Here is a 13,507-nt window from a genome sequence, read left to right on the forward strand (position 1 = left end):
CCGGTGGCGCGCTGATCTGCGGGAACACGCCCGGGAGTCGAACAGGTGAGCGAGTTCTGGTGTTAGGGTGTGCGCATGTTGAGGAACGAACCGATCACCGCCGAGGTCACGGGCGCGGGCAGTCCGGTGCGCATCACCAGGGCGGGGCGGCGCTTCGGCGTCCGGGTGCTGCACCAGTGGCAGGCGCCAGGGCAGGCCCGGCTGTACCGCCTCCAGGTGAGCGGGGAGGACGGCACCGCGGTCGCGGTCGCCGAGGTGGTCCAGCACCGCGGCGCGTTCCGCCTCCAGCGCTGGTGGGATTGAAGGACGCGGTCACAGCGGGAGCGCGGCGAGGTCCCTGCGGTCGGTGACGCCGAGCTTGGGATAGGCCTTGTACAGGTGGTAGCCGACCGTCCTGGGGCTGAGGAACAACCGGGCCGCGATGTCCTTGTTCGACAGGCCGGAGGCGGCGAGCCGGACGATCTGGAGCTCCTGCGGGGTGAGCGCGGGGCCGGCCGGACGCGGGGCGTCGGAGGCGGGGAGGGCGCCCGCCGCCGCGAGCTCGGCACGGGCGCGGTCCGCCCAGGGCGTCGCGCCCAGGCCGTCGAAGGTCTCGAGGGCGGCGGCCAGGTGCGGGCGCGCCTCGGCCCTGCGGCGGGCCCGGCGGAGCCATTCGCCGTACAGGAGCCGGGTCCTCGCCTGCTCCATGGGCCGGCCGTCGAGCCCGAGCGCCGCGGTGTAGGCCGCCTCGTCGGCGTCCAGGAGGGCGCGGCAGCGGAGCGCGAGCGCGCGGGCCCAGGGTTGCCCGATCCGGTCCGCCCACGCGGCGAACCGTGCCGCGGCGGGGCGGGCGCGGTCGGGCGATCCCGCCCGGACCGCGGCCTCGACCAGGTCGGGGATGCTGCGCCGCGCGCACACCTGGTGCGCGAAGGACTCCTCCTGGAGGCGGAGCAGGCCGTCCAGCGCCTGCTCGGTCCGGCCCAGGCCGAGATCGAGCAGCCCGGCGGCCCAGTACGTCCAGGAGAGTCCGGAGGCCGGGACACCGGGGGAGGCTTCGGCCAGCGCGGCCGCGGTCAGCGCCCGGCAGCCTTCGGCGTCCCCTTCGAGTGCGGCGAGCACCGCGGAGACCGCGGCGGCCTGGCTCGTCCAGTGCCGCTGCCCGGTGTCGGCGGCGATCCTGCGGCAGTCGTCGAGGTCGGCGCGGGCGGCGCGGTGTCCGCCGTGGAACAGCTCGGCCTCGGCCAGGTAGAACAGCAGCGTCGGCAGCAGCCCGAACGCGCCGTCGGCGCGGGCCTGCGCGGTCAGCCGGGCGGCGAGCTCGTGGGTCGCGGCGTCCTGGCCGCCGATGAAGCCCGCGCCGCAGACCTGGGCGAGCATGCGGGGTTCCGGGCCGAGCACCGGGATCGCCGCGCCCAGCGGAGGCGGTGGCGCGGTGTCGTCGCACATCGCGACCAGCAGCCGGGCCAGCGGGTGGTCCACGTCCGCGAGCCTGCCGAGCAGCTCCGCGAGCGCTCGGCCACCGAGGTACCAGGCGGTGTGGAAGGCCTGGATGAGCGGTTCCGGCGCGCGTTCGGGGTCGAGGTCGGCGCCCGCGAGCAGCAGGTCGTGCGCGGTCGGGTGGCCGCCCTGCCAGAACCAGGCGAGCGCTTCGACGCCCGCCACCCGGGCCAGGAACGGGGGCTCGGCGTGCAGGCCGCCCGCGCGTTCCGCGAGTTCCACCGCGCCCGCCATGTCGCCGGCCCGCACGCCCAGCTCCGCGGCGGCGAGCAGCCGTCCGGCGCGCGCCGGGTCGTCCTCGCTCAGCTCCGCCGCGCGCGTGTAGGCGGCGACCGCCGCCGCGTACCCGCCGCGCTCGCGGGCCCGCGCCGCGGTCTCCTCCAGCGCCGCCGCGATCTCCTCGCGGGTGCCGGTGGTCGCCGCCGCCAGATGCCAGGCGCGCCGGTCGGCCTGCTCGGGGGAGTCCGAGACGTCCGCTATCGCCTGGTGCGCAGCCATGCGCTCGGCAAGCGGCGCCTCCCGGTAGACCGCGGTGCGCACGAGCGGGTGCCGGAACCGCAGCGTCCGGGTCCCGACCGCGACCAGCCCGAGCCGCTCGGCCGGGCGCAGGTCCGCCGCGTCCGCGCCGAGCAGGGCGCCCGCGCGCAGCACCACGTCGAGGTCGCCGGTGTCCTCCGCGGCGGCGGCCAGCAGGAGGGCGCGGGACGCCGCGGGCAGGCCGCCGACCTGGCCGTGGAAGGCGTCGAGCAGCCGCCGGGTGAGCGGCACGGGGCCGCCGTTCACGTGCGCGGCGCCGGCCGCCGCCAAAGGCAGCTCGCGCAAGGCGAGCGGGTTGCCCGCGGCCTCGGCCAGCACCCGGAGGCGGGTCGCCGGATCGAGTGAGCCGGGCAGGAGCCGCGCGGCGTCCTGCGGTTCGAGCGGCGCGAGGCGCAGCTCGGGCAGGCCCGGCGCGGCGAACCCGCCGTCCCGGGCGGCGAAGAGCAGGACGACGCCCTCGGCGTCCAGCCTTCGGGCCGCGAAGACGAGGGCTTCGGCCGAGACGGTGTCCAGCCACTGGGCGTCGTCCACAAGGCAGAGCACGGGGCCGTCCTCGGCGAGGTCGGCCAGCAGCGACAGCACCGCGAGGCCGATCAGCAGGCGGTCGCCCGGCTCGCCCACCGCGAGGCCGAACGCCCGGTCCAGCGCGGCCCGCTGCGGCGCGGGCAGCGCGCCGAGCCGCGGCAGCGCCGGGCGCAGCAGCTGGCTGAGCGCGGCGAACGGCAGATCGGCCTCCACCTCGACGCCCTCGGCGCGCAGCACGCGCGCGGCGGCCGCGGTCTCGGCGGCCCAGGCGAGCAGCGCGGTCTTGCCGATGCCCGGCTCCCCGCGCAGCACCAGCGCCGCGCTGCGCCCCGACCGGGCGCCGTCGAGCAGCGCCGCGAGGTCGGCCTGCTCGCGCGATCGGCCGTGCAGCATGGCCGGAACACTACCCGGTCGGGTCCCGGTCGCCGACCGGCGGCCGGACCGGTTATCGACCGCGGAATTACCTAAGCACGACGGATTCCCGCGAAAGCGCAGGTCCGTAGCGTTCCTTCCATCGGGGCCGCCGGAAGCCCCCGGAAGGGAAGCACCTCATGGAACTCATCGGCAAGTACCTCGCCGCCTGGAACGAGACCGACCCGGCCGCGCGCCGCGCCCTCCTCGCCGACGTGTGGGCCGACGACGCCCCCTACACCGACCCGCTCGCCGACGTCCGTGGCCGCGACGCCCTGGACGGCCTCATCGCCGCCGTCCAGGCCCAGTTCCCCGGCCTCGTCTTCACCCTCGCCGGCGAGGTCGACGCCCACCACCACCTGGCCCGCTTCACCTGGCACCTGGGCCCGAAGGACGGCGCCCCCGTCGCCATCGGCTTCGACGTCGCCGAGTTCACCGACACCGAGATCACCCGGGTCAGCGGCTTCCTCGACCACGTCCCCACCTGACCGCCGACCCGGCAGCCCCCGGACGCGCCCGCTTCGGCCGGCAGAGCCCCTGGGCTCCCCGCCCGTCCCGGAGGCCGCTCCACACCCGGCCCGGCGAGAACGAGCGTCCCCCGCTCCGGCACTCCGCCGGACGTGCCCCTTACAGAAGGAAAGCGACTTCCAGGGCCACGCTGTCCGCCGTGGAACCTGCGATCGCTGCGTTCCTTCCGGGACGTGGGCCGTCCGTTCCGGCGGTGGCGCTCGAAGTGAGTGCCTCCCGTTCCGACCGACAGGGCCCATATGTCCATCGTGTCCGGCCCGGGAGGCGCTTGCGGCGTGCCGCGAGCAGGGCGGAGGGGGCCATGTAGGCGCTCTGCCCGCCCTTCGGGCGACGTTGTCCGGCCCCCTTGGGCGTGGCCGTCGCGTTCTGGGGGGCGCAAGAGATCCCTCTGGGCACCTTGTGCGGCCCGGCGCCGTGCCGGGCCGCGTTCTCGAGAATGGAAGAGAGACCCCCTATGACCACGGTTTCGGCGCCGGGCGCGCCGGTGGGCGCGGAAGGCGCTCGGCGGGGCACCATGCCGGTGCTGCTGACCGCGACGTTCATGACGACTCTCGACGTCTTCATCGTCAACGTCGCGCTGCCCGCCCTTCGCGACGATCTGGGGGCCGGGACCGCGGCGCTCGAATGGGTCGTCGCGGGGTTCGGGCTCGCCCTGGCGTCCGGGCTCATCACCGGAGGACGGCTGGGCGACCTGTTCGGGCGGCGCCGGGTCCTCGGCATCGGGCTCGCGCTGTTCACCGCGGCGTCCGTGCTCTGCGGGCTCGCATCGTCTCCCGGCGTCCTCATCGCGGGCCGGATCGCGCAGGGGCTCGCCGCGGCGCTGCTGACGCCGCAGGTCCTCGCGGTCCTGCGCACCGCCTACAGCGGTACCGCGCAGGCCAAGGCGTTCGGCGGGTACGGGCTGGCGATGGGCCTCGGCGCGGTGTTCGGCCAGCTCATCGGCGGGCTGCTCATCGAGGCCGATCTCTTCGGGCTGGGCTGGCGCGCCTGCTTCCTCATCAACCTGCCCGTCGGCGCGGGCGCGCTGCTGCTGCTCGCCCGGGTGCCGGAGTCGCGCGGGCCCGCCCGGGGGTTCGACCCGGTGGGCGCCGGGCTCGCCGCGCTCGGGCTCGCCCTGCTCGTCCTGCCGCTCATCGAGGGGCGCGCGCACGGTTGGCCCTGGTGGACGTGGGCGTGCCTCGCGGCGGCGTGCGCCGTGCTCGCGGTGTTCGTCCGGCAGGAGCGCCGGGCCGCCGACCCGGTCGTGCCGCTCGGGCTGTTCGGCGAGCGCGCGTTCTCGGCGGGCCTGGCCGCGACGCTGGTCCTCTGGCTGGGCCAGTCGTCGTTCTTCCTGATCCTCGCGATGGAACTCCAGCTGGGCCACGGCCTGTCGGCGCTGGAGGCCGGGACGCTGTTCACCGCGGTCGGCGGGGGCTACGTACTCGTCGCGATGAAGGCGCACGTCCTCGCGGAGCGGCTCGGCCGCCAGGTCATCGCGCTCGGCGCGGTGCTCATGGCGGTCGGCCTGGCCGGGATGTGGGCCGCCGCCGGGCACGGCCTCGTCTGGCTGCTCCCCGGCATGGTCGTCGACGGGATCGGCATGGGGATGGCCCTGGCGCCGCTCACCGGCACCGTCCTCGCCCGGATCGCGCCCGCGCACGCCGGAGCGGCGGGCGGCGTCCTGGCGACCGTCAACCAGGTGGGCAACGCGCTCGGCGTCGCGGTCATCTCGATCCTGTTCTTCGGGGCCGCCGACGTCACCGCCGGGTTCCGGGACGGGGTCGCCGCGCTGGTCGTCGTCGAACTCGCCCTGGCCGGCGTCATCCAGCTCCTGCCCCGCCGCTGACCCTCGTCCGCGCCGAAGCCGCCCGGCCCCGTGCCGGGCGGCTTCCTGACGTAGAACGCGGGCCGTGGCCGTCGCGCTAGAAGACGGTGTCCTTGTCTTCGGCGAGGAGGCGGTCGGTGGCGCGTTCGGCGAGGGCGGCGATGGTCATCGAGGGGTTGCACGCCGCGGTGCTGCCGGGGACGAGGGCGCCGTCGAGGACGTACAGGCCGGAGTGGCCCTTGACGCGTCCGTCGAGGTCGCAGACGGAGCCCATCGCGGCGCCGCCGAGGGGGTGCCAGGTCGACGGGTAGAGGGCCGTCGTGTCGGTGAGCGCCGACAGGGGGCCCGCGATCTTCGTGGCGCGCTTGTGGATCTGCTGGTAGAGCGTGTCGTCGGCGTCCTTCGGCCAGTTCAGGACCGCGTCATCCTTGGCGGCGTCGTAGGTGAAGGTGCCCCTGCCCTCGCTGATCCCGAAGCCGACCATCATGGTCGAGCGGAGGTTGGGGGTCGGGGGCAGGGAGGCCTGGATGATGGTGTTGGCCGTGGCCGGGTCGGCCCACTCCTTGCTGCCGTAGATGACGGGTCCGCCCTGCGGGGCGCCGAAGTCGTCGAGGAAGTTGGTCCACAGGTAGATGCGGTCGCCGTTGGAGCCCCATCCTTCGCCGAGGCCGTCGGGCAGGTCGGGAATGGCGCCCTTGGCGGCGGCCCGCATGAGCAGCCGCGTGGTGCCCGCCTGGCCCGCGGCCATGACGAGCGCCTTGGCGGTGAGGATCTTGTTCTCCAGGACGGTGCCGTCCGTGGAGATCCGCTCGACGTGCACCTCCCAGCGGCCGTCGGGGAGCTTGGCGACGTCGGTGACGTTGTGCTGCGTCGCCACGGTCACCAGACCGGTGGCCTCGGCCGCGGCGATGTAGGTGACGTCGACGGAGTGCTTGCCGCCGTTGTTGACGCCCATCGCGCAGTCGCCGTTGGTGTAGGACGGCTTCATCTCACCGTTCAGCTCGCGCAGCGCGTACGTCCAGTCGATCGGCATGGGGATCTTGGAGACGTCGTACCCCTGGCGGGCGGCGTTGCGGGCGAAGACGCGGGCGGGCTTGTAGGTCTTGCCGGCGATCAGTTCCTCGGGGGCGGTCTCGATCTGGAGCATCTGCGCCACGCGCCGGTAGTAGACCTCGTCCATCTGCGTGTAGTCGATGCCCGCGGGCATCACCGCCTCGAACAGATCGCGGGTCGGCTGGAGCGTCATGCCCTGGTAGACCAGGGAGCCGCCGCCGACGCCCGAGGCGCAGATGATGTCCATCCCGTTGCCGAAGACGCGTTCCAGCAGGCCGGTGTAGGGGGTCTCGAAGCCCTTCAGCTTCAGGCCGAAGAGCTCGACGGGCGAGCCCAGCCAGAACAGCCGCTTGTCCGGCGACGTGGCGTGCGGGAACGTCTCGGCGTTCGGCCCGGTCGGCCAGCGGATGCCGCGCTCCAGCACGAGGGAGGGCACGCCCGCCTGGGCGAACCGGAGGGCCGTCACGCCGCCGCCGAACCCTGAGCCGACGATGACGACGCGGTGCTCCTCGCGCGTCAAAGGGACGCGCTTGCCTGCGGCGCGGGCGGCGGGCGCGCCTACGGTGGCGAGCCCTGCGGTCGCGGCGGCGCCGGCGAGGACGGAACGACGACTGAGAACGGACATGGTGCTCCTAGCGATCGGGGTGGGGACCGCGCCGGGAGGTCGTGGGGTGGGGCTCGGGCGCGGCCGGACGCCGCGCCGCGTCCCGGCTTCCGAGGGTGGGGAAGGCCGGGCGGGGCGGCGGGTCGGACCGTGAAGACGAGCATTCGGAGGCGGCGCCGAGGGGGCGCGACACCGACGATAATGTGATTCTCGAATATCGATAATGCGATATCGACAGCAGACAGTACTCTCCCGTGCCTTGATCTTCGACGGTAGGCGCGGACCGCCACACGAGGCCGGAATTCGTTATCACTCGGATGAGAACCGGCGAGTAGGGGGGCGGGTGCGGGCTTGCCGGGACCACGGGCACGCCGGACAGTGGCCGTATGGCGGCTCCAGACGGCTTCCCTGTCCTCGACCCCGATACGGGCGACGCGCTGACGGCGTTCCTACCGGCGAGCGGGGCGGATCCGCCCGCGGACGCACCCCTGCCCGCGGCCTTGGTCGCCGTGTGGAGCGGCCGGCATCTGCTGCTCGTCTTCGACCGGTACAGGGCGCGGTGGGAACTGCCCGGAGGCGGCATCGAGCCCGGCGAGACCCCTCACCGGGCGGCCCTGCGCGAACTGGAGGAGGAGGCCGGGCTTCGACTCGCCGCCCTCGACCTCACCGGATATGCGCGCTTCCGGCTCACCCGCCCTGCGCGCACCGAGTACGCGGCCCTCTTCAGCGCGCGGGTCAGGGGGCGGCCTGACGGGTTCACCCCGAGTGCGGAGATCGGTGCGATCCATTGGTGGGACACCGCAGGACCCGCGCCGGAGGGGACCCAGGTCCTTGATGCCGTGCTGGCTCTTCGCGCACGGGGCGTCAAGGATCCGGGGCCGGGTCAGGGGAGCGGTTCGATGAGGTCCTCGGCCCAGTAGGGGAGGCCCGTGGGGGTGAGCGGGGAGCGGCAGAGCGCGGGGACCGACGTCACCGGGACGTCACGGACCGCCGCGCGCAGCCGCTGGGCGAGGACGGCGAGCGCCCACGGGGGCACGGCGGCGGGCAGATGGGCGGCGATCTCGCGGGTCTGCGCGTCGTGCCCGGTGACGTCCTCGACGGGGTCGAGGACGACGACGACCTTGGCCCGGGGCCCGTCGGGGCCGCCGTAGGCGTCGGCGGCGCCGAGCCACGCGTCGTCGACCGCGACGGTCCAGGGCGCGGAGGAGGGGGGCTGGGCGGCGATCGTGTGCCCGGCATGGTGAAGGGTCCGCGGCAAGAGGACGTCGAAGAGGTCGCTCAGGCGGTCCGGGGCGAGGAGCAGCATCGGGACGGCGTGCTCGAACTGCCCGGCCATGGGCGGGATGGTGAAGGCGAGGCGCTGGATCATCGGGGAGGGGTCGTCTCCGTCGGGGGGTTCACGGGCGCGGGGCCGCCTGGAGATCGGTGAGCAGGGCCTCCTGGCCCGCCGCGAGCTCGGTGAGGACCCGGCGGGCGGCGCGCATCAGGTCCGACACGTCGGGCCCGGCGAGTTCGTAGACGACGCTCGATCCCTCCCGGTTCGCCCGGACGATCCTGTGGCGGCGCAGGACGGCGAGCTGCTGGGAGAGGCTCGACGCCTCGACGCCGATGTCGGCGAGCAGGTCGTGGACCGAGGTGGGGCGCTCGCAGAGCAGCTCCAGCACCCGGATGCGCACGGGATGTCCGAGCATGCGAAAGAACTCGGCCTTGGCCTGGTACAGCGGCACCGGCATGCGTTCGTCCTCCCGTGCCCCGCGTGACTGTAGTGACTTGAAGATATCTTCAAGTCGAAGAGTAAGAATCTCACCATATCCGCCGAGTACGGCGCCGGGATATGGCCTAACCGGGGGGTTTCCGGGTCGGTGAGGACAGCGCTCAGGCCCCCGGAGGGGTCTCTCCGCGCAGGTCCTGGAGCAGGTCGGCCTGCCCGGCGAGCACCTCGGTCAGGATCCGGCGGGCCACCGCGAGCAGCTCGGCGACCTGCGGGTCGGCGAGCGCGTACCGCACGCTCGTGCCCTCCCGGCGCCCCACCACGAGCCCCACCCGCCGCAGCACCGCAAGGTGCTGGGACAGCTGCGCGGGCTCCATTCCGACCTCTCGCGCCAGCTCCGCCACCGCGTGCTCCCGCACGCTCAGCAGCTCGAGCACCCTGATCCGCGCCGGATGCCCGAGCGTCCGGAAGAACTCGGCCTTCCGCTGGTACAGCGGCGCCCTGACGACGGGCCCGCGCCCCGCGCTCCCCGTCATATGCCGCGCCCCCATGCTCCCCGACATGCCCGAACAGCCCCCGACCCTATCCCGCCCGCCTTTCGCCCTTACCTTCCCCGTCACCCCTGCGCGGCCCCCGAGACCACGAAGGGCGACGGAGGACAAGGGCGCCCCTGGACGTGTGGAGGAGGGCGCCGCACCGTCGGAGAGGTAAGGGGCCGGAGCCAAGGCCACCGGCCCGGGTCGGCGTCGCGCAATCCACGTAAGCGAAGTGCGCGGTACGCGTGCGCTGTGCGGTGGGGAAGGCGCCTCGGGAGCCGAGGGCCGGCCGTGCGCGCGGGGTCCCGGGACCGGTGACGTGGGCGGTCAAGCGCGGAGCTTGAGGGTGTGCGCGACGAGCGCGGTGGCGTGGCCGTGGCCCATGCCGTGCTCGGCCTTCAGCCAGGAGACGAGCTCGCCGTGGCGGGCGGGCGTGCGGGCGCCGATGAGCTCGAGCCAGTGGGCGACGGGCTTGCCGTACTTCTTCTCGATCGACGGGAAGTAGCTCGCGGGGCCCTTCACTGAAGCGTCCATGCGGGTGGTTCCTCCTTGTTCCCGGGTGTTCTTCTCGCCCTTTCGACGCGCGAACGATGTGACAGGGAATGCGGGGCGTCAGCGGGGCCGGGGGACGGGTCCGCCCGCGCGCCGGGGGCGGAAAGGGGTGCGGTGGAGCGCAGGAGGGAGGTCGGCGAAGACGAGGTGACGGGTGGGGAGGGGGATCTCGATGTGCTCGGCGCGGAAGCGGGTGTGGAGGCGCTTGAGGAACTCGTGCTTGACCAGGAACTGGTCGTTGAACTCGCGGGCGCGCAGGACGACGGTGAAGTCGATGCTGTGCTCGCCGAAGGTGTGGAAGCGCACGAGGGAGTCGTAGCCGGGGATGCCCCCCTCGACCTCGCCCATCACCTCGGCGGCGACCTCCAGGGTGACGCGTTCGACGTGGTCGAGGTCGCTGTGGTAGCCGACCTTGGCCTGGAGGAGGAGGTCCATCTCCTGTCCCGGCTGGTGGAAGTTGGTGAGGATCGCGTCGGCGAACTTGGCGTTCGGCACGATGACGAGGTTGTCGGTGAGGGTCCTTATGGTCGTCTTGCGCCAGTTGATGTCGACGACGTTGCCCTCCTGGCCCGTGCTGAGCTGCACGAAGTCGCCCGGCTCGATCGTCTTGGACGCCAGGATGTGCACGCCCGCGAAGAGGTTGGCGAGGGTGTCCTGAAGGGCGAGCGCGACGGCCAGGCCGCCGACGCCCAGCGCGGTGAGCATCGGGGTGATCGACACGCCGAGGCTCTGGAGCAGCACGAGCGTCCCGATGACGAGGACGACCGCCCGGCTGATGTTCGCGAAGATCGTCACGGATTGGGCGACGCCGGACCGGGCGAGCGCGATCGCGCTGGCGAGCCCGCCGGCGAGTCGCGCGGTGGCGAGCGACACCGCGAGGATGAGCACCGCGATGAGGGTCTGCCCGATGGTCCGCTGGACGCCCGGGGGGAACCGGAGGAGGAGCACGCCGATCCACACGCCGCCCGCGAGGCACGCGATGATCGCCAGATCGGACATGAGCCGCACCACGAGGTCGTCCCACGCCCAGCGGGTGCCCGCCGCGCGCGGCGACAGCACCCGCATCAGCAGTCTGAGTCCGAGCCCCACCACGAGCATCCCGGCGACGGCGGTCGCCGCGAGCAACAGTCGATCCCAGGTGAGCGCTTCGGGCACCGTGCTCCGTTCTGCGGGCGGACATGACTCGTCGAGCCCGATGGTAGGCCGCGGCCTACGCGGGAGGCGCCGCGAAAGTGCGGTGACCTGCGGCAGGGATCATGACTGTATCCGTCAGGACACATGCGGTAGTCGTGATCAGGTGAGACCTTGGGGGATGATGGGGAACGTGAGGTGGCGGTCGGTGGCGGCGATGTCGCGGAGACGGGTGAGGCCGGTATGGAGATCGGTGTGGCGGGTGTACAGCGGGGCGAAGCCGAGGCGCAGGCGTTCCGGCGGGCGGTGGTCGGGCACGACGCGCTCGGCCTTGAGCGCCTGGCACAGCTGCCAGGCGGCGGGGTGGTGCAGCGAGAGATGGGAGCCGCGGCGGGCGGGATCGCGCGGGGTGGCGACCCGGAAGCCGAGCGGGGTCAGCCAGGCGTCGGCGAGGCGCAGGGCGTAGTCGGTCAGGGTGCGCGCCTTGGCGGCGACCGGCCCGATGCCCGCGCGGGCGGTGATCCGGGCGCCTTCCAGCGCGGCGAGGCCGGAGAGCATCGGGGGCGTGCCGACCAGGAACCTGTCTATGGTGGGCGGCGGCCGGTAGTCGGGGCCCATCGCGAATTGGTCGGTCTGGCCGAACCAGCCCCGGATCGGCTGGACGAGCACGTCCTGGAGGTCGCGCCTGACGTAGAGGAACGCGGGCGCGCCGGGGCCGCCGTTCAGGTACTTGTAGGTGCAGCCGACGGCGAGGTCGGCGTCGGCGGCGGTCAGCCCGATCTCGACGGCCCCGGCCGAATGGCACAGGTCCCAGAGCACCAGTGCGCCGTGCCGGTGGGCCGCGGCGGTCACCGCGGGCAGGTCGGCGAGCGCGCCGGAGCGGTAGGCGACGTGGGAGAGGCAGACCAGGGCGACGCGGTCGTCCAGGGCGGCCTCGACGTCCTCGGTCCGCAGGCCCTCGTCGATGTCGGCGCCGACCCGGCGCACTTCGAGGCCGCGCGCGGCGGCGATGCCTTCGAGGATGTACCGGTCGGTGGGGAAGTTGTCGTCGTCGGTGACGATGACGTCGCGGCCCGGTCTGGCGTCGAGCGCGGCCACGGCGAGCTTGTAGAGGTTGACGCTGGTCGAGTCCGAGAGCACGACCTCGCCGGGCTCCGCGCCGAGCACGCCGGCGAGCACGTCGCCCGCCTCGCGTCCGACGGGCAGCCACGCGTGCCAGCCGTCGATCAGGTCGCCTCCCCAGGCGTCGACGGCCTGGCGCAGCGTCTCCCGGGTGGCCTTCGGCAGCCGTCCTAGGGAGTTGCCGTCGAGGTAGACGGTGTCGGGATCGGTGATGACGAAGTCGTCGCGGAAGCCGGCGAGGGGGTCCGCCGCGTCCAGCGCGCGCGCTTCGGCGAGAAAGGGGTCGAGCACGGTGCTCACCGTACAAGCAGGTCGTTCGCGGTAGGAAGCACGCGCAGCGCCGCGCCGGTACTCCGGGAGGGCTGCTCGAGCCGTCGCCGCTGGTCACTGGCAGGATCGTGCTGGAGGACGCGGTGCGGACGGGGTGCGGAGCGCTCCTCGGCGACCCCGAGGGGCGGACCACGGTCCTGGCCCGTCCGTGATCCGGACGGGTGGCGAACCATGGCGAAAGAAGGCGCGATGTCGGAGAAGATGGACTTCCTCGAGGTGCTGCACCTGGAGCGGATCGAGGACGATCTCTTCCGCGGGCGCTGCCACCAGGGCGCGCCGCAGCGGGCGTTCGGCGGCCAGGTCGCCGCGCAGGCCCTCGTCGCCGCGGGCCGCACCGTCCCGGCGGACCGGACCGTGCACTCCCTGCACAGCTACTTCATCCGCGCCGGCCGCGCCGACAGCCCGATCGTCTACGGCGTCGACCGCACCCGCGACGGGGCCTCCTTCACCACCCGCCGTGTCGTGGCCATCCAGAACGGCAAGACGATCTTCAGCCTCTCGGCGTCCTTCCACGCCCCGGAACCCGGCCTCGACCACCAGTCGGCGACCCCCACCGCGCCGCCCCCCGAGGAATCCGCCCCCGCCCCCGACCGCTGGTCCTTCTTCACCGACGCCATCGAGATCCGCCTCGCCACCGAATCCGCCGAGGAGACCGCCCCCCGCCGTCAGATGTGGGTCCGCGCCCGCGACCCCCTGGGCCCCGACCCCCTCCTCAACGCCTGCGCCCTCACCTACATCTCCGACATCGGCCTCGCCGGCACCATCCCCCTGGGCCGCCACCCCGAAGGCACCCCCCTCCTCCTCACCTCCCTGGACCACGCCCTCTGGTTCCACCGCCCCTTCACCCTCGACACCTGGCTCCTCTTCGACACCTCGAGCCCCACCCTCACCCCCACCCGAGGTCTGGCCCACGGCACCTTCCACACCCGGTCCGGCACCCTCGTAGCCTCCGTGACCCAAGAAGCCCTCCTCCGCCCCCACCACCCCTGACCCGCCCCACGAAGAGCGCATCCCGACCGCGCAGGTCCGACACCGAGCCCAAGAGAACACCCGCCCGCCGGGAACACCCGGGCCTGAGAAGCGCGCCACCGGCGTCCCACGAGACACTCTTGCGGGATGCGCGACGTGAACGCCGAACCGGTCCAAGTGTCGGGCGCATCCCCAGGTGGGCCGTGTGCGCGGGTCGG

The 13,507-nt window shown here is 73.7% G+C and carries 13 protein-coding genes; 5 read left to right on the top strand and 8 right to left on the bottom strand.

What is annotated here, in order from left to right; all coding sequences use genetic code 11:
• Positions 1-75: 75 nt before the first annotated feature.
• The gene (locus tag EDD29_RS09735) at positions 76-303 is read left to right on the top strand and encodes a hypothetical protein (RefSeq protein WP_123664083.1); all 228 of its coding nucleotides are present in this window, start codon (positions 76-78) and stop codon (positions 301-303) included.
• 9 nt (positions 304-312) lie between these two features.
• Here the strand turns inward: EDD29_RS09735 and EDD29_RS09740 are convergent, their stop codons facing one another.
• Entirely contained in the window at positions 313-2,931 is a 2,619-nt protein-coding gene (locus tag EDD29_RS09740; protein WP_123664084.1) for an AAA family ATPase, read from the bottom strand.
• Between the two features lie 158 nt (positions 2,932-3,089).
• Between EDD29_RS09740 and EDD29_RS09745 the strand changes: the two genes are divergently transcribed.
• Positions 3,090-3,437 carry a nuclear transport factor 2 family protein gene (locus EDD29_RS09745; RefSeq protein WP_123664085.1) on the top strand — a complete coding sequence of 116 codons (348 nt, stop codon included), beginning with the start codon at positions 3,090-3,092 and terminating at the stop codon, positions 3,435-3,437.
• 494 nt (positions 3,438-3,931) lie between these two features.
• Positions 3,932-5,302 carry an MFS transporter gene (locus tag EDD29_RS09750; protein ID WP_211359619.1) on the top strand — a complete coding sequence of 457 codons (1,371 nt, stop codon included), beginning with the start codon at positions 3,932-3,934 and terminating at the stop codon, positions 5,300-5,302.
• Positions 5,303-5,378: 76 nt separating this feature from the next.
• On the opposite strand, the gene EDD29_RS09755 is transcribed toward EDD29_RS09750, so the two are convergent.
• Entirely contained in the window at positions 5,379-6,959 is a 1,581-nt protein-coding gene (locus EDD29_RS09755; protein ID WP_123664086.1) for a GMC oxidoreductase, read from the bottom strand.
• Positions 6,960-7,324: 365 nt separating this feature from the next.
• On the opposite strand from EDD29_RS09755, the gene EDD29_RS09760 reads away from it, so the two are divergent.
• Positions 7,325-7,858, top strand: a complete 534-nt coding sequence (locus EDD29_RS09760; protein WP_123664087.1) for an NUDIX hydrolase — start codon at positions 7,325-7,327, stop codon at positions 7,856-7,858.
• Here the strand turns inward: EDD29_RS09760 and EDD29_RS09765 are convergent.
• The 6 genes from EDD29_RS09765 to kynU all read right to left on the bottom strand — a co-directional run bounded on the left by EDD29_RS09765 (position 7,822) and on the right by kynU (position 12,281).
• Positions 7,822-8,307: a hypothetical protein gene (locus tag EDD29_RS09765; protein ID WP_123664088.1), complete on the bottom strand. Its 486-nt coding sequence runs from the start codon at positions 8,305-8,307 to the stop codon at positions 7,822-7,824. The genes EDD29_RS09760 and EDD29_RS09765 overlap by 37 nt on opposite strands.
• 28 nt (positions 8,308-8,335) lie before the next feature.
• Positions 8,336-8,671 (bottom strand): ArsR/SmtB family transcription factor, encoded by a 336-nt coding sequence (locus tag EDD29_RS09770; protein WP_123664089.1) that lies wholly within the window; start codon positions 8,669-8,671, stop codon positions 8,336-8,338.
• A gap of 142 nt (positions 8,672-8,813) precedes the next feature.
• Positions 8,814-9,185, bottom strand: a complete 372-nt coding sequence (locus tag EDD29_RS09775) for an ArsR/SmtB family transcription factor (protein WP_123670375.1) — start codon at positions 9,183-9,185, stop codon at positions 8,814-8,816.
• A 327-nt stretch (positions 9,186-9,512) separates the two neighbouring features.
• Positions 9,513-9,719, bottom strand: a complete 207-nt coding sequence (locus EDD29_RS09780) for a DUF4287 domain-containing protein (protein ID WP_123664090.1) — start codon at positions 9,717-9,719, stop codon at positions 9,513-9,515.
• Positions 9,720-9,797: 78 nt separating this feature from the next.
• On the bottom strand, positions 9,798-10,892 hold the full coding sequence (locus EDD29_RS09785) for a mechanosensitive ion channel family protein (protein ID WP_123664091.1): 1,095 nt from the start codon (positions 10,890-10,892) through the stop codon (positions 9,798-9,800).
• 138 nt (positions 10,893-11,030) lie between these two features.
• Positions 11,031-12,281, bottom strand: a complete 1,251-nt coding sequence (gene kynU / locus EDD29_RS09790; RefSeq protein ID WP_123670376.1) for a kynureninase — start codon at positions 12,279-12,281, stop codon at positions 11,031-11,033.
• A gap of 228 nt (positions 12,282-12,509) precedes the next feature.
• On the opposite strand from kynU, the gene EDD29_RS09795 reads away from it, so the two are divergent.
• Positions 12,510-13,310: an acyl-CoA thioesterase gene (locus tag EDD29_RS09795; RefSeq protein WP_123664092.1), complete on the top strand. Its 801-nt coding sequence runs from the start codon at positions 12,510-12,512 to the stop codon at positions 13,308-13,310.
• Positions 13,311-13,507: the final 197 nt, after the last annotated feature.

Source organism: Actinocorallia herbida (assembly GCF_003751225.1).
Taxonomy (GTDB): Bacteria; Actinomycetota; Actinomycetes; order Streptosporangiales; family Streptosporangiaceae; genus Actinocorallia; species Actinocorallia herbida.